The organism is Thiothrix sp. (assembly GCF_028714775.1).
Classification (GTDB): domain Bacteria; phylum Pseudomonadota; class Gammaproteobacteria; order Thiotrichales; family Thiotrichaceae; genus Thiothrix.
In genome coordinates this window covers 60,212-77,246 of sequence record NZ_JAQTLS010000006.1, presented here as the reverse complement: position 1 = coordinate 77,246, position 17,035 = coordinate 60,212, and the positions used below count along the sequence as shown (strand labels likewise).

Here is a 17,035-nt window from a genome sequence, read left to right as displayed (position 1 = left end):
TCAGTCATCAGCCGCCTTGTACTGCGCCATCAACGCCTGCTGGGTCTTTTCCGTGGTCGGCTCGTAGTGGCTGAACTGGATGACCCAGCTACCTTCCCCGCCAGTTAGCGAGTTCAGGCGGGAAGCATAATCACTCAGCTCAGCCAGTGGAACCTTGGCCTGTACGACCATGTTACCTGCCGCATCAGCTTGCGTATCATGAATCTGCGCCCGGCGGGTCGCCAAATCGCCGGAAATGTCGCCCATCGCAACGGCAGGAACGGTCACTTCCAAATCAACCAGCGGCTCCAGAATAATGGGGCTAGCCTCGGCAACAGCTTGCATGAAGGCTTTGCGCCCTGCCACCACGAAGGCAATTTCTTTGGAATCGACGGAATGCATCTTGCCATCAACCAGCGTTACCCGAATATCCATCAGCGGGTGTCCGCTAACCACGCCGGATGCCAGTAGCTGACGCACACCTTTTTCCACCGCCGGTATCAATGAGCCAGAAATCGCGCCGCCCACAATGCGGTTGACGAATTCAAAGCCTGCACCGCGTTCCAGTGGCTCGACTTCAATTTGCACTTCGCCAAACTGCCCCGCGCCACCGCTTTGCTTTTTGTGGCGGTATTGCGACTGCACCGACTTGGTGATGGTTTCACGATACGGAATTCGGGGTGGGGCTGCATCGACTTCCACATGATATTGCTTGTCCATGCGTTCCAGTGCGATACGCAAGTGCAAATCGCCTAAACCGCGCAGCACGGTTTCATTGGCTGCCGCATCGTATTCAATGCGCAGGCAAGGATCTTCCGCGACCAGCTTGTGCAACACATCCGACAGTTTCTGTTCATCGCCGCGTTTCTTGGCACGCAGGGCAAAACCTACCAGTGGCGTGGGCAGCGTCATACCGGACATTTCGACGCCATCATCTTCATGGCGCTCGTGCAAAATGGTGTCTGGCTCAATTTCGCTGATCTTGGCAATGGCACAAATATCACCCGCTACAGCCTGCTGAACAGGAATGCGCTCTTTACCTTGTAAGCGATACAGATGACCGATTTTGACAGGTTTGCCTTCAGCGCCAACCAGTACCTGAGCGCCCAGTTTCAAGCTGCCTTGATGCACACGCAGCAACGCCAACTTGCCCACAAACGGGTCGAATTCCACGTGGAAAACATGCGCCAGTAAGGGCTTATCCGGGTCGGGAACAGCCCACGTTTCTACCGTCTTTTCACCTTTGTGACGAATAAATGGATGTGGCGTGGCCTCTAACGGATTGGGCGCAAGTTTGGCGATAATATCCAGCAGTTCGGGAATGCCAGCCCCCGTCCTAGCGGAGGTGAAGCAGACCGGAACCAGATGGTTTTCACGCAATGCTTGTTCAAAGGCTGCGTGCAATTCCTCTGCTGGCACTGTGCCCTCTTCCAGATAATGTTCCATCGCGGCTTCATTCGCCTCGACTACCTGCTCGATCAGCGAGGTATGGGCGGCATCCACGGAGGAAAAGTCCGCTTCGCCCGATTCGTGGTCATACACTTCCACCACAGTTGCGGCGTGGTTGACGGGCAGCTCCAGTGGCAGGCATTCACGACCGAAGACTTCGGTAATTTCTTGAAGGCACTTTTCCAGCTTTTCCGGTGCGGCGTCGATGCGGTTGATCACCACCATGCAGGGCAAATGCTGGTTGCTTGCCCACTCCATGATTTTGCGGCTCATTGGCTCAACACCCGCCACGGCATTGATGACCACCACGACAGTATCTGCGGCTGACAGGGCGGTCAGTACTTGCCCCTGAAAGTCGGGGTATCCCGGTGTGTCGATGAAGTTGATATGGCAACCAGCATGATGAGCGGTGGCGACGGAAACGTAGAGGGAATGTTGATGTTGCTGTTCGAGCGGGTCAAAGTCAGTGACGGTATTGCCTTTTTCAATATCGCCTTGTTGGGTGGTTTCGCCTGCTTGAAATAGCAGGGCTTCGATCAGGCTGGTCTTGCCAGAGCCTGTATGTCCGGTGAAGACAATATTTCTGATGTCCTGAGTAGTATGCACGCTGACTCCTTTTGGTTTGAGTTTTCCGCCCATTCTACTCCGCAGGGAGGCTGGTTGTCTGACCTATGTCACGTAAAATCCTCCCCCAGTCCCCCATAAATTCTTCCAACCTACATTGATGGCAACCTGAGACTTGAAAGAACTTCAGCATTATACTCTGCTGTATAATAGGTCAGCGTTCATCATTCACGGGAAATCTCCGATTAAAGGAACCATCATGAACTCCTCAAGCAAAATTCTCTTGCCGTTACACAACCCAGAGGCGGAGCAAAACGTTGCGTCTAGTGCGGAAGCCCTATCTCAGCGGCAGTCCGACGCACTCAAGGCGAATGTGTTTATCTCTCATCGTAAGCACGATACTGAGCTGGCGGAACGCCTGAGCCAGACATTGGAGCAGGCTGGACATACGGTATGGTTTGACGAATGGGAAATTAATCTTGGCGACTCCATTGTCGAGCGTATTAACCAAGGGTTGGAAGGTATGTCTTACTTGGTGTTGTGTTATTCTTCAGCAGGCATGTCCCCTTGGGTTAACCGCGAATGGATGTCTACCCTGCATCGGCAATTGAGCGACCAAAGTGTGAAAATTCTCCCCATCTTGCTCAGCGGCAACGGAAAACCTCCCGCGATTTTAGCGGACATCAGACACGCAGATTTGGCCAAGGATTGGGATAAGGGTGTGCAAGCCTTGCTGAAAGCGATTCGATAAATAAAAGACCGGGAACCAGTATGAGCATTAAAGTCCTGATAGCCCACGCCGAAGGCGAGGAAGATAAAGCGGAACTGCTGGCAAAGCCATTGGAGGAAGCTGGTTATGAGCCAGTGCATTACGGCACAATTCTGGTCGGTGAATCCTTTACCGAGGAAGCATCCAAGTTATTGAGTTGCAATGGTCCGGTGGTACTTTGTGGCAGTATCAAAGCGGCAGGTACTGGTTTGCCATATCGTTTAATCAATGCTGCTCGTAGCGGCGATAACATCCGCATTTTTCCAGTGTTGATGGAAACTGGCGCGTATCTGGGGCCGTTGGCACAAGATGGCAAAGTAACCAATTGGCAAAACCCCGCTCAAGCCGCGCAAGAACTTGTCGCCGCCCTCACCCGCCATTACCCTCTCGATGCTGACAGCCGTCAGGTACTGCAACAAAACGACCTTGAATCCCGCTACCGCGAGTTGCTGCTGAAGACCTACGACATCGTTGATTTGGCGGAAATGGGTGACGACGACCGCCATCTGGCGACACAAGACCTGAAAATCCGCCGACTGTATGTGGCGTTGCGGATGCGACTGGAAATTCAGGCCGGGGATGAGGTCAACGATGCCACTTTGGAAAAATTAGAAAAACGCCGTGCCACTGGCTGGGATTGGGAACAACAGCATTCCCGTGAGGATGAAGAAAAAGTTTCTTTGGGCGATCGTCTGCAAGCGGCACGGCGTTTGGTGGTGTTGGGTGATCCCGGTGCGGGTAAGAGCACTTTGCTGCGCTGGCTCACCACCGCTTATTTGTTGCGCCTGAAAAGCGACCCCGACTGGAGCGATTTGCCCGACATAGCGACCTTGCCAAATCAGGAATGGCTGCCGGTGTTGATTCGCTGCCGGGATTTACCGCCGAATTGCGGCACACTGGATGAGATGCTGCACCACAGCCTGCGTAAGGCGCAATTGAACGAGGCCGAATGCTGCGGTCTGCGTGATTTGCTGCGCGGTAAACTGGAACGTGGCGAAGCCCTGCTGCTAGTGGACGGATTGGATGAAATCACCGACCCCACCGCCCGGATTCGCTTTGCCAAAGACCTGGAACAGATTCATCGGAGGTTTTCCGATGCACCTGTCGTTATTACCTCGCGCATTGTCGGCTACCGTGAAATGGGCTACCGCATCCGCAGCGGTTTTGAACACCTTACTGTGGCGGATTTATCCAAGGAGGACAAAGACGAATTCGCGCAGCGCTGGTGCGAACTCACCGAAAAAAGCAGACCGCCAGCGGACGTGGCGGCAGAACTGATGCGCGACATCCACAGTAACAACCGCATCGAGCGCCTCACTGGCAATCCCATGCTGCTCACCACCATGGCGCTGATCAAGCGCAAAATCGGTCGCCTGCCGCAACGGCGGGTGGATTTGTACGAAAAAGCGGTGGAAGTGCTACTCAACTGGCGACGCGAAGTGGACACTCCGTTGGACAAGCGTGAAGCCCTGCCGCAACTGGAATACTTGGCTCATGCCATGTGCGATCGCGGCGTTCAGCAAATTCGCGAAGACGAAGTACTGGACTGGCTGCGCCAAGCACGACAGGACTATCCGAATATCCACTCTATGCAACAGCACAGCCCAGAAGAGTTTCTAGTTTTGCTGGAAGGCCGCACTGGATTGCTGATTCAAAGTGGTCACGTGCGCCACAACGGGCACAGTGTGCCGGTATATGAGTTCCGCCACCTAACTTTTCAGGAATATCTGGCGGGTATGGCATTGGTGCAGAAACATTATCAGGGGCACGACAAGAACAAGACTTTAGCTGAAGTAATTGCACCGTTGGCAGGGCAGGTAAAGAAAATCAAAAACCAAATAGGAGGGGAAGAATCCGCTGTGGTTGAAAACTGGCGCGAAGCATTGCGCCTGTGTTTGGCTGCCTGCAATGACGATGTGGTCGATACGGCATTGCTGGCGATTTTACGTCCGTTGCCGGAAGAAACCGATACTGAACGTGCACGTGCAGTGATGGCGGCACTATGTCTGGCGGATGAACCGAATGTCAGCTCAGCGGTGGCACGGGAGGTACTGGAGAGATTGACGGTACAGGTGGGGGACGATGATGGCAATGGAAGTGTTCAAACCGCCATAGATGCGGCGACGATGGAATTGGCGGTCTCGCGTTGGGCAGATAACTTAAGCGAGAGTTTGTTGAGTGAGTTTTTCCAGTGTGAGGCAGGAAGACGTGGCACTCTAGGAGTCCTTTGTAGCATGGTGCGAGAAGCACAAACACCGACGGAAGAAACCGCCTTCACTGCTTGGTTGAACACCCAAGCTGAACGCTTGTCTGGATGTGAGGAACAGGAAGCCACAGCCATTGCATTGACTGTAATGATCAATGCCTTTCGCGGTAAAAACTGCCAAGTGTCTGGCATGACGGATGCGCTGATTCAACGACTATCCGGTGGTACAGCATTGAGCCATGCGGCGGCTTGGGCTTTGTGCTGGATGAATCAACAAAGCAGTTGGCATCCATCGCCGGAGCAACTTTCTCAATTATTGGCGGCGACCGCCAATCCGAACTGTGATAGCGAAACAGTGCGCTGGTTGACCGAGATTTTCAAAAATGAACACACCGTCCAAGCGGTTGATGCTTTGCTGCTGCATTTGCCGCGAGTCCTAAACAATACTCGCAACGCCATTGTTGGAGCTTTAGTGGCTATCGGTGATGCCCGTGCCGTGGATGCCCTGCTGGAACGCCTCCAAGACCAGCAGGAGGACAAGGAACTGCGGGGCAAGGTGGTTGGGGCTTTAGGCCAAATTGGTGATGCCCGTGCCGTGGATGCCCTGCTGGAACGCCTCCAAGACCAGCAGGAGGACAAGGAACTGCGGGGCAAGGTGGTTAGGGCTTTAGGCCAAATTGGTGATGCCCGTGCCGTGGATGCCCTGCTGGAACGCCTCCAAGACCAGCAAGAGGACAGGGAACTGCGGATGAACGTGGCTGGGGCTTTGGGTCGAACTAATGATGCCCGTGCCGTGGATGTCCTGCTGGAACGCCTGCAAGACCAGCAAGAGGACAGGGAACTGCGGATGAACGTGGCTGGGGCTTTGGGCCAAATTGGTGATGCCCGCGCCGTGGATGCCCTGCTGGAATGCCTGCAAGACCAGCAAGAGAACATGGAACTGCGGGGGAGTGTGGCTGGGGCTTTAGGTCAAATTGGCGATGCCCGTGCCGTGGATGTCCTGCTGGAACGCCTGCAAGACCAACAGGAAAACAAGGAATTGCGGAGAACCGTGGCTGGGGCTTTAGGAAAAATCGGCGATGCCCGTGCCGTGGATGCACTGCTGGAACGCCTCCAAGACCAGCAAGAGGGCATGGAACTGCGGGACAGAGTGGTCGAGGCTTTAGGAAAAATCGGCGATACTCGTGGTTTGATAGTGGTGCGTTCTTACATGAAAGATGAAGACAAATCTCTACGTTGTACCGCGATGAAAGGCTTGGCACAGACCTGCAAAGATGAAATCGACCGCAAGTTGTTATCCCGAGATTTGGATGCGTTTGGTCCTTGGATAGACCCACAAGCCGTCATCCTGAAAAGCCGCATTGAACAAGCAGCACAAAAATTGAAAAAAACACCAGAAGAGATAAGGCAACACTACGCAATACTGGCGGAGCGGTTCGACTTGAAGTTGGAACGGCGAGAGTCAATCAGCATTCAAAAATGACTATTCAACTGCAAAACCTTCGTCAAATGCTGATGAGCAGATGAATGTTTTGCTAAAGCCCCCCTCACCCGTTTGGTGGGAGAGGGGGAGATGGTCTTTACGCGATTGCCAGCATCAGCCTGTTCAAGCGATGTACGAAGCCCGCCGGGTCTTCCAACTGCCCGCCTTCGGCAAGGATGGCCTGATCCAGCAGCACGCTTGACCATTCGGCAAAACGCGCATCGTCAGTTTCCGCTTCCATGCGCTTGAGCAGCGGATGGGTCGGGTTGATTTCCAGCACAGGCTTGGTAGTCGGCATTTCGTGCCCGGCTTGCTTGAGCAGGTTTTGCATGTACAGCGCCATATCCTGATCATTCAACACGATACAAGACGGTGAAGTGGTCAGGCGGTGGGAAACGCGCACGTCTTCCACTTTGTCAGCCAGCACTTTCTTGATGTGTTCGATGATATTTTTAGCTTCTTTTTCGACTTCTTCCTGTGCTTTTTTGTCTTCTTCAGACTCCAGTTTGGACAGGTCGAGTTGGCCTTTGGCGACGGATTGCAGGGATTTACCCTCGAATTCCATCAAATGCTGCACGAGCCACTCGTCCACGCGGTCGGAAAGCAGCAGCACTTCGATGCCTTTCTTGCGGAACACTTCCAGATGCGGGCTGTTTTTCGCGGCGGTATGGGTATCGGCAGTGATGTAGTAGATTTTTTCCTGACCTTCCTTCATGCGGCTGATGTAATCAGGCAGGGAAACGGTCTGCTCGGCGTTGTCATCCTGCGTGGAGGAGAAGCGCAGCAGTTTGGCAATTTCTTCACGGTTGGAGAAGTCTTCGCCGGGGCCTTCTTTCAACACCTTGCCGAATTCTTTCCAGAATTTTTGGTATTTTTCTGTCTCGTTGGTCGCCATGTTTTCCAACAAACCGAGGACTTTTTTCACCGAGCCGCTTTTCATGTTCTCGATGATTTTGTTGCCTTGCAGGATTTCACGCGAAACGTTCAACGGCAGGTCGGCGGAATCCAGCACCCCACGCACGAAACGCAGGTAGCGTGGCATCAGCTTGAATTCCTTGTCTTCCATGATGAACACGCGCTGCACATACAGCTTCAAGCCATGGGTGTTGTCGCGGTCAAACATATCAAACGGGGCTTTGGATGGCAGGTACAGCAAGGATGTGTATTCGTATTTGCCTTCCACGCGGTTGTGTGACCACGCCAGCGCGTCTTCCCAGTCGTGGGAAACGTGCTTGTAGAATTCTTGGTATTCCTCATCCTTGATGTCGGACTTGGAACGTGTCCACAGCGCGTTGGCTTTGTTGACAGTTTCCCATTCGTCCTTGATTTCGCCAGCTTCGGTTTTACGCATGTTGACCGGCAGCGGAATGTGGTCAGAATATTGGCGGATGATATTGCGTAAACGCCAGCCATCAGCCAGCAACTTTTCGTCCTCTTTCAAGTGCAGGACGATTTCAGTGCCACGGGTAGCCTTGTCGACATTTTCCAATGAGTAACCGGATTGTGCATCAGATTCCCAACGCACACCTTCGGAAACCGGCGTACCAGCGCGGCGGGTAGTCAGCGTTACTTTGTCGGCAACGATGAAGGAGGAATAGAAACCAACCCCGAACTGCCCAATCATGTGCGAGTCTTTTTTCTCGTCGCCAGTCAGTTTGCTGAGGAATTCCTTCGTGCCGGATTTGGCAATCGTACCGATGTTGTTGACGACTTCATCGCGGCTCATGCCAACGCCGTTGTCACGCACGGTGATTGTGCCTTCCTTACTGTCGTATTCCACTTCAACGCGCAGCTCGCCGTCGTTTTCGTAGAGGCTATCATTGGCAATCGCTTCAAAACGCAGCTTGTCGCAAGCATCCGAACCGTTGGAAATCAGTTCGCGCAGGAAAATTTCCTTGTTGGAATACAGCGAGTGGATCATCAGGTGCAGAAGCTGGTTCACTTCGGTCTGAAATTGCAGGTTTTCCTTATTCGCAGTCGCAGTCATGGGTGGTTGTTCCTCGTATCATCAGAATATAGTGGGGAGGAAGATGGGGCGGGCGCGAGGGATTTCAAGGGGAGCTTGCCCCCAATCCCAATGCACGTCTAAACTGCCCTACACTCCGCCACCAAGGTTTCCCATGAATTCAAAACTGCTTCTCATCCCCCAACTCGGTGCAGTCGTGCTGCTCGGTTTGCTTTGCGGCAACTTTATGGCGTTTACGCTGGATATTTCCCCCGCCCTGCAACATTTGGATGCCACCGCCTACACCCAAATCCAGCAGCAGTTGAACCAAACCGTCAGTAACAGAGGCTTTGCCGTGCTGTTTTTCGGCGCAACCCTGTTCCCCTTCCTGTCGGCGGGGTTCGCTGCGTGGCAAAGCCGCCGCTCTCTGGCGATGTACTGGCTGCTCGTGGCTTTGCTGCATTTTATTGGGGTGTATTGGGTCAGTGTCGTTACCAACATTCCCTTGCATCAGGAAATGCTGGCATGGAACCCACTTGCCCCGCCTTCCGATTGGCAAAGCACACGGGATAGCTGGGCAAGCAGCAACCTGATACGCACCTTCGTGGAACTGGCGTGTTTCAGTGGCGCGTTGATGCTCGTGGTGCTGCGCGGGAAGATTGCCGCACAGCCCGTATATGTGATGCGCAGGCAGCACTGAACTGATGCGCCCACATCCAATCGGCACTAAACTTACAACAATAGCCTTGATTGGCGAGAGGAGAATCCCATGAAACACTACCAACGCATTCTGGTTCCGGTTGATTTTTCCGAAATGGGTGATGTTGTGCTTGAGCAAGCGCAAGCCGCAGCGACCGCTTACCACGCGCAATTGACCTTGCTGCATGTGGTGCAAGACATCCCACCGAGCCTTGAACCCTTCGGCGAAACTTCCGGCTTGATACTAAACGGCGAACTGGAACAACAACTGCTTGAGGACGCCGCCGAGAAGATGCGCCAGTTGGCAGAAAAACTGGGCTTACCCGCCGAAGCCGCCCAAGTGGAGATGGGCATCGACACCACCGACACCATCCTGCAAGTCGCCGCAGACAGTCATTTTGACCTGATTGTGATCGGTCACAGCGGCAAAAAAGGATTTTTCGGGCTATTGGGGTCTACCGCCACGGCAGTGGTCAAGTCCGCCACCTGCGATGTATTGGTGGTGCGGCGCTGAAGCGCATTGGCAAATTAGCGTAAATTGCTGGTAAAACACTGGCGGGACGTGGCAGACTTCCCGCCTTATCATGGTCGTATCCTGAAAGCCCGGCGAGATGCATAGCCGCTCCCTAACCCTAGCTAACAACAAAGCACAATGACCAACAACACCTACAACGCCTCTGCCATCGAAGTTCTGACCGGGCTTGACCCCGTGCGCAAGCGCCCCGGCATGTACACCGACACCACGCGCCCCAACCATTTGGCGCAAGAAGTGATCGACAACAGTGTGGACGAAGCGCTCGCCGGACACGCCAACCAAATCGACGTAACTCTGTACCTCGACGGCTCCGTTTCCGTTTCCGACAATGGGCGCGGGATGCCAGTCGACATCCACCCCGAACAAGGCAAACCCGGCATTGAGGTCATCCTCTGCACGCTACACGCAGGCGGTAAGTTTTCCGACCAGAATTACCAATTTTCCGGCGGCTTACACGGCGTCGGTGTCTCCGTGGTCAACGCCCTCTCACGTAAACTGGAAGTGACCATCAAACGCAACGCCCAGCTTTACCGTATGACCTTCGCCGACGGCAACAAAGCCAGCGAACTGGAAATCATCGGCAAAGTCGGCAAGCGCGAAACCGGGACGACCGTGCATTTCTGGCCTGACGCCAAATATTTCGACACGGTAAAATTCTCCGTTGCCCGCCTCAAACACAACCTGCGGGCAAAAGCCGTGCTGTGTCCTGGCCTGCGTATCCGTTTCACCGACGCTTCGACCACCGAACCCGAAACGACCGAATGGTATTACGAAAACGGCCTGCGGGATTACCTGCGGACAGCGGTCAGCGAATACATCACCCTGCCCGAAGACCCATTCACCGGCTCACTTTCCGCCCCGCGTGAAGCACTCGACTGGGCGCTGCTATGGCTACCGGAAGGCGGAGAAAGCGTGCAGGAAAGCTACGTCAACCTGATCCCCACCGTACAGGGTGGCACACACGTCAACGGCCTGCGCACTGGCGTCACCGATGCACTGCGCGAATACTGCGAATTCCGTAACCTGCTCCCGCGTGGCCTCAAGCTGACTCCCGATGACGTGTGGGAAAACATTGCATTCGTGCTGTCGTTCAAGATGCAAGACCCGCAATTCGCCGGGCAAATCAAGGAACGCCTGTCTTCCCGCGAAGCCGCGAGCTTTGTCAGCGGAGTCATCAAGGACGCTTTCAGCCTTTACCTCAACCAGCACACAGGCATCGGCGAACAACTCGCGCAACTGGCGATCAACAACGCCACTAAACGCCAAAAAGCTAGCAAGAAAGTCATCCGCAAGCGCGTCACCGCAGGCCCCGCTCTGCCCGGCAAGCTGGCGGATTGTTCTTCGCAAGATACCACCCGCACCGAACTGTTTCTGGTCGAAGGTGATTCCGCAGGCGGCTCGGCGAAACAAGCCCGTGACCGTGAATTCCAAGCCATCATGCCCTTGCGCGGCAAAATCCTGAATACGTGGGAAGTTGATTCCGAACAAGTATTGGGTTCGCAGGAAGTCCACGACATTTCCGTCGCCATTGGTGTGGAACCGGGCAATGTCGATTTAAGCCAATTGCGCTATGGAAAAATCTGCATCCTCGCCGACGCGGATTCGGACGGGGCGCACATTGCTACGCTGCTTTGTGCCTTATTTGTCAAACACTTCCGCCCCTTAGTTAAAGCTGGGCATGTCTTCGTAGCGATGCCACCACTGTACCGCATCGACATTGGCAAGGAAGTCTATTACGCGCTGGATGAAGCCGAAAAACAGGCACGCCTCGACATTATCGCGGCTGAAAAAAAACGCGGCACGGTTGCCGTCACTCGTTTCAAAGGCTTGGGTGAAATGAACCCATTGCAACTGCGCGAAACCACCATTTCCCCCGACACCCGCCGTTTAGTGAAACTCAGCATTGACGACAGCGATGCCGCCGATACGGTCATGGATATGTTGCTGGCAAAGAAACGCGCAGGCGACCGCAAGCAGTGGCTAGAAACCAAAGGCAATCTGGCGAGCATCTGATGGATACGGCTGCCCTCACCCAACACCTGCGCCTGTTGCACACCAGCTTCCGCCACTACCTCGGGCGTGAGCTGGGCGGTCTGGCATGGCAAGGTGAAAGCACGGCACTTGCCCTCGACCAAGCCCCCTTCGTGCTGCTGTCGCACAACACCGCTGCCGACCCGGTTTTCACCTACGGCAATAAAAAAGCGTTGGAACTGTTTGAAATGGATTGGGAAGCCCTAACCCACCTGCCCTCGCGTTATTCCGCCGAACCATTGGCGCGGGAGGAACGCGAACACCTGCTGCAAACCGTCAACCGGCAGGGTTACATCGACCATTACGCGGGAGTACGTATTTCCAGCACAGGCCGCCGCTTCATGATCCAAAACGCGATTGTCTGGAATTTGCGGAATACGCAAGGCAATTACTGCGGGCAAGCGGCGTACTTCGACAACTGGCAATATCTGGCGTAAAAATCCCTATCTTTCCTGCTTCATCCACAAATCGGCACTTTTCATCGCGGATTAGCGCATAGCAGCTATACTCAAGCACATAATCACCCAACCAAAAACCAAAAGATTGCGGGGGTTCCCCCCGGATCGCCAAGGAGTTGTCCGCATGTCCAATGATGTAGAGAAGCAAATCAACGAAGAACTCGCGGCATTCGCCAGCGATACCATCGCCTTCATGAACCGCCAGCCGCCCAAGAAAGATGCAGCGGGCAATGAAATCAAAGGTTCCACGCTCTTTTCGGCAAAACTCATTGCTAACAAGGGTTATATCGAAGCCCGCGACAGCCAGCGTGCACACATCCTGCACCCTGCGGGGGAAATCGCTACCCGTGCGCCTATTGAGGCCAATGATAAGGCCGAAAATCTGGTTGATACGTTCAAGTACCAAAAACTGGATGAAATGGAAGCGGCTGGGCTAATGCAGTCCAAATTGGATGAATCCCCGTGGTCGGACGACTATTGGGGCATTTACAAAGGGATACTCGGCGCACGTTACGCTGACCCCAGTTTTCCGTCTGACGGGGATTGGAAGAAAAATCAGGATTACATCCGCGCCAACCCGACTGCCACCATCCTCAACAGCGGCAGCATTGCACGCATCAACAACCTGTCGCCTTCAGAAAAATATGACGCGCTGGTCGGCGATACCAGTGAAAGTTTGACCCGCCATTGCTGGGCAGAAGGCAAAGGCTATTACGACTCCAACGGTTCGGTAGAAACATGGATGGGTATCTGCCACGGTTGGGCTCCCGGTGCTTATATGCTCCCCCGCCCCACCAAAGCTGTTATCCTGAAAACCCCCAGCAATGTGCCGATTACCTTTTACCCTTCGGACATCAAGGCACTCTCATCGCTGCTGTGGGCTAATGCTGCCAGCAGCACCCGTTTCATCGGTGGGCGTTGCAACGATAAAGACCCTGCCACTGACACAGCAACTGGGCGCGTGACCTCAGGGCAATGTTTCGACACCAACCCCGGTACGTGGCATCTGGCTATTGTGAACCAAATCGGTGTATCGCGGCGCGGTATGGTGATGGACGTTACCTTCGACTACGAAGTTTGGAACCAGCCCACTTACGGCTACAATTACCGCTATTTCGACCCACAAACCCGCATTTACAAAGCCACGCTGGCGGAAGCCACCATCCCGATGGCGAGCTACACTGCCGATAAGTTCCGCACTTTCCGCAGCCCTGCGGCAAAGTTCGTGGTCGGTATCAAGATGACCGTGTTCTACGTGGTAGAAACCCGCCCCAGCCACCGCGAAGAAGATAACCCTAGCCACGACGCCATCCAGCAGGTCGATTACTATTACGACCTTGAATTGGATGCAAGCCAGAAAATCATCGGCGGCGAATGGTATCAAAACAAACACCCCGACTTCCTGTGGACACCGGGGAAAGGTGCAAAAGCCCAAACCAAGTACGAAGCACAAGCAAGCGGGACGTGGAAACAGGGCGACGCAGTGCCAGCAGCATGGCGGGTAGCGGCGAAATCGGCTGCCAGCAACCAAGGTGCACCACTGGCTGCTATCGTTGAGAACTTGATCAAGTTTTCCAATGCCAGTGCGGTAACGGTAACACCTACTCCGACGCCCGTGCCGACACCAACCCCAGTTCCAACGCCTACACCCGTGCCGACACCAACCCCAGTTCCAACGCCTACGCCCACATCGACCCCGGCTCCAACACCTAGACCGACGCCCGCACCTGCCCCGTCTTGGCTGACACGTCTGTTACGTAACTGGTTTCGCTGAAACCTGACGCCGTGCGCGGAAAAAAGCCCTCAAGCTTTCCGCGCACGCCTCTTCCAACACACCGCCGGTAACAGTTAGCCGGTGGTTATGGCGCTCATCCGTCAACAAGTCAAACATACTCCCAGCCGCGCCAGTCTTGGGATCAAATGCTCCAAAAACCACCCGCTCTACCCGTGCATGAACCATCGCCCCGGCACACATCGGGCAGGGTTCGAGCGTTACGTACAGCGTGGTTCCGGGCAGGCGATAATTACTGGCAGCAACTCCGGCAGCACGTAACGCCAGCATTTCGGCATGGGCGGAAGGGTCATGGAGGGTAATTGGCTGGTTCCAGCCTTCGCCGAGGATTTCCCCGTTACGCACAATCACTGCACCGACCGGCACTTCGCCTTGGGCAGCGGCTTTGTCGGCTAGGCTTAGCGCATGGTGCATCCAGTATTCATCGGTGGAAAAATCGTGTTCTTCATTCATGGCTCAAGCTTTACCATAAAAATCCACGCGACACAGCTTCAACGCACTTCCAGCACTGCTGCGGCAAAGGATATATCCGGTTTTGCCCGGCAAACGTCCAGACTTCGTTGGTAAAAAGCCGCAGTATCTGCCGAAGCGCTATGTTTGTTTTGCTGGCTCGGCATCAGGTACGCCCCCAACCACGCCTTGTAAACTGCTTCCCCCAAGCGCGAACGGGTACGTTGGACAACGGTTCCGCACTTATTCCTCCCAATGCCGACCACGGCAGCATCCTGCAATACCCTCTCGCGGTACTGCGGCTTCAAGGTGTCGGAGAGCTTGATGCCGATTTTCTCACGGGGATACACACTTGCCAAACGTTGCGCCAACACCTCACTGACCAGCGCGGCATAGTCATTTTTGTGTTTGCTATCCGCGCAACGGGCAACCGCCTGCTTGATCATGAAGGTATTGCTGGCATCTTTGGGGGTCAACATTTCCGCATGATTGGAAGCCAACAGCGCTTGGTTGTAGCGGGTTGTCCTGCCGTCAATCAGGGCGCGGTAGAGCAAAAAGGTTCCCGGCGCATCCGTTGCCTTGCCTTCGAGGCTGCCCAATAGCTGTGCGCACGTCCCATCGACCTTGAGGGTAACGGGGAAAACGCTGGCTTCATTCGCTTGCAAAAAGCTGCAACTCAACAGGAGGCAAAGGCAAAGCACTAAGGATTTCATTGACACACTTTTACGCTGACACAGGGGTGTAGCTTATATAGCAGTAAAAGCGCTTATCCACACCCTGCTTGCCAGACCAGCGGCATTATGGGCGGCTTATTGGGGCATTTTACTGACGCAGGGGTTTCTTAAAGCGACCGTGAATCCTATAATCCTGCCTTTGCCATAGCCGATATAGAAAAGCACAATGCGAGTATCCCGTTTCCCCCTGACCACCCTGCGTGAAACACCCGCAGACGCAGAAATTATCAGCCACCAATTGATGCTGCGGGCTGGCATGATCCGCCGCCTCGCTTCCGGCCTGTATACGTGGATGCCGTATGGCCTGCGCGTATTGCGCAAAGTCGAAGCCATCGTGCGCGAAGAAATGAACAACGCAGGCGCAATCGAAGTGCTAATGCCTTCCGTGCAACCGGCGGAACTGTGGCAAGAATCCGGGCGTTGGGAAAAATACGGCGCGGAACTGTTACGCATCAAAGACCGCCACCAGCGCGAGTTTTGTTACGGCCCGACCCACGAAGAAATCATTACCGACTACGCCCGCAAGGAATTGAGCAGCTACAAGCAGTTGCCGATCAATTTCTACCAAATCCAAACCAAATTCCGTGACGAAGTACGCCCACGGTTCGGCGTGATGCGGGCGCGTGAGTTTTTGATGAAGGACTCCTATTCCTTCCACCTCACGCAGGAATCCTTGCAGGAAACCTACGACATCATGTTTGCTGCTTACTCGCGCATCTTCCAGCGGTTGGGCTTGGATTTCCGCCCCGTACAAGCGGATACCGGCTCGATTGGCGGTAATGCTTCGCACGAATTCCACGTATTGGCAGATTCTGGGGAAGACGCAATTGCCTTTGCCAGCGGCAGCAATTACGCGGCGAATATCGAGTTGGCGGAAGCGGTTTGCCTGATTGCCGAACGCGCTGCCCCCACCGAGTCCATGCGCGAAGTCGATACCCCTAACGCCAAAACCATCGAAGAATTGGTCACGCAATTCAACCAACCAATTGAAAAGACAGTCAAAACCTTGATCGTTGAAGCCTCCGACACTGTTGATGCTGATTTCATTGCCCTGCTGGTGCGCGGCGACCATAGCTTGAATGAAATCAAGGCGGAAAAGCTACCCGAAGTCGCTGCTCCACTGCGTTTCGCCCGCGAAGACGAAATCCGTACCCTGATTGGCGCAGGCCCCGGCTCCCTCGGCCCAGTCGGTTTGAACATCCCGGTGATTGCTGACCGTACCGTTGCCAATATGTCCGACTTCAGCGCGGGCGCAAATGTCGACGGCAAACACCTGTTCGGCGTCAACTGGGAACGCGACGTAGCATTGCCTGCGGTTGCTGACCTGCGCAGTGTGCAAGAAGGCGACCCTAGCCCCGATGGTTGCGGCACACTGTCTATCGTGCGCGGCATTGAAGTCGGGCATATCTTCCAATTGGGCAAAAAATATTCCGAAGCGCTGAATGCCACCGTGCTGGACGAAAGCGGACGGGCGCAAGTCATGACCATGGGTTGCTATGGTATCGGCGTTTCCCGTGTGGTCGCTGCTGCCATTGAGCAAAACAACGATGAATACGGCATCCGCTGGCCTGCGGCGATTGCCCCCTTCACCGTGGTGATTGCCCCGTTGAATATGCAGAAATCCCCTGCCGTTGCCGCCAAAGCCGAAGAGCTTTACGCACAACTGCAAGCTGCTGACATCGACGTACTGCTGGACGACCGCGTATTACGCCCCGGCGCGATGTTCGCCGACCATGAACTACTGGGTATTCCGCACCGCATCGTGGTATCCGAACGTGGCTTACAGACAAGCGAATTGGAATACAAAGCGCGTAGCGGCGGTGATGCGATGAAAGTGCCAGTTGCTGAGATCATGGCGTTTGTGCAAGGTCTGATGGGCAAATAGCACGTAATAATCCTGTATGGACAATTCAGGTTGAAACGGACACAAGAGTCATGTAG

The 17,035-nt window shown here is 54.5% G+C and carries 12 protein-coding genes; 8 read left to right on the top strand and 4 right to left on the bottom strand.

Annotated elements, in window-relative coordinates:
- Window positions 1–2,034: an elongation factor G gene (gene fusA / locus PHE17_RS06750; RefSeq protein WP_301015061.1), complete on the bottom strand. Its 2,034-nt coding sequence runs from the start codon at window positions 2,032–2,034 to the stop codon at window positions 1–3.
- 217 nt (window positions 2,035–2,251) lie between these two features.
- Here fusA and PHE17_RS06745 point away from each other — a divergent pair, with 217 nt between their 5' ends.
- Window positions 2,252–2,743 carry a toll/interleukin-1 receptor domain-containing protein gene (locus tag PHE17_RS06745; RefSeq protein WP_301015060.1) on the top strand — a complete coding sequence of 164 codons (492 nt, stop codon included), beginning with the start codon at window positions 2,252–2,254 and terminating at the stop codon, window positions 2,741–2,743.
- Window positions 2,744–2,763: 20 nt separating this feature from the next.
- A complete protein-coding gene (locus tag PHE17_RS06740) occupies window positions 2,764–6,450 on the top strand; it encodes a HEAT repeat domain-containing protein (protein ID WP_301015059.1) in 3,687 nt (1,228 codons plus the stop codon).
- 97 nt (window positions 6,451–6,547) lie between these two features.
- Here the strand turns inward: PHE17_RS06740 and htpG are convergent, their stop codons facing one another.
- Window positions 6,548–8,437 (bottom strand): molecular chaperone HtpG, encoded by a 1,890-nt coding sequence (htpG, locus tag PHE17_RS06735; RefSeq protein WP_301015058.1) that lies wholly within the window; start codon window positions 8,435–8,437, stop codon window positions 6,548–6,550.
- A 133-nt stretch (window positions 8,438–8,570) separates the two neighbouring features.
- Here htpG and PHE17_RS06730 point away from each other — a divergent pair, with 133 nt between their 5' ends.
- The 5 genes from PHE17_RS06730 (at window position 8,571) to PHE17_RS06710 (ending at window position 13,892) form a co-directional block, all read left to right on the top strand.
- Window positions 8,571–9,095: an anthrone oxygenase family protein gene (locus PHE17_RS06730; RefSeq protein WP_301015057.1), complete on the top strand. Its 525-nt coding sequence runs from the start codon at window positions 8,571–8,573 to the stop codon at window positions 9,093–9,095.
- 69 nt (window positions 9,096–9,164) lie between these two features.
- Window positions 9,165–9,608, top strand: coding sequence for a universal stress protein (locus tag PHE17_RS06725; protein WP_301015056.1), 444 nt, complete (start codon window positions 9,165–9,167; stop codon window positions 9,606–9,608).
- A gap of 138 nt (window positions 9,609–9,746) precedes the next feature.
- Window positions 9,747–11,642, top strand: coding sequence for a DNA topoisomerase IV subunit B (gene parE, locus PHE17_RS06720; RefSeq protein WP_301015055.1), 1,896 nt, complete (start codon window positions 9,747–9,749; stop codon window positions 11,640–11,642).
- Entirely contained in the window at window positions 11,642–12,097 is a 456-nt protein-coding gene (locus PHE17_RS06715) for an MEKHLA domain-containing protein (RefSeq protein WP_301015054.1), read from the top strand. Before parE ends, PHE17_RS06715 begins: the two co-directional genes overlap by 1 nt.
- Window positions 12,098–12,242: 145 nt before the next feature.
- The gene (locus PHE17_RS06710) at window positions 12,243–13,892 is read left to right on the top strand and encodes a hypothetical protein (RefSeq protein WP_301015053.1); all 1,650 of its coding nucleotides are present in this window, start codon (window positions 12,243–12,245) and stop codon (window positions 13,890–13,892) included.
- On the opposite strand, the gene tadA is transcribed toward PHE17_RS06710, so the two are convergent.
- The gene (gene tadA, locus PHE17_RS06705) at window positions 13,872–14,363 is read right to left on the bottom strand and encodes a tRNA adenosine(34) deaminase TadA (protein ID WP_301015052.1); all 492 of its coding nucleotides are present in this window, start codon (window positions 14,361–14,363) and stop codon (window positions 13,872–13,874) included. The genes PHE17_RS06710 and tadA overlap by 21 nt on opposite strands.
- A 38-nt stretch (window positions 14,364–14,401) precedes the next feature.
- Window positions 14,402–15,025, bottom strand: a complete 624-nt coding sequence (locus PHE17_RS06700) for a hypothetical protein (protein ID WP_301015051.1) — start codon at window positions 15,023–15,025, stop codon at window positions 14,402–14,404.
- 235 nt (window positions 15,026–15,260) lie between these two features.
- On the opposite strand from PHE17_RS06700, the gene PHE17_RS06695 reads away from it, so the two are divergent.
- Entirely contained in the window at window positions 15,261–16,979 is a 1,719-nt protein-coding gene (locus PHE17_RS06695; protein WP_301015050.1) for a proline--tRNA ligase, read from the top strand.
- The last annotated feature ends 56 nt before the right edge of the window (window positions 16,980–17,035 follow it).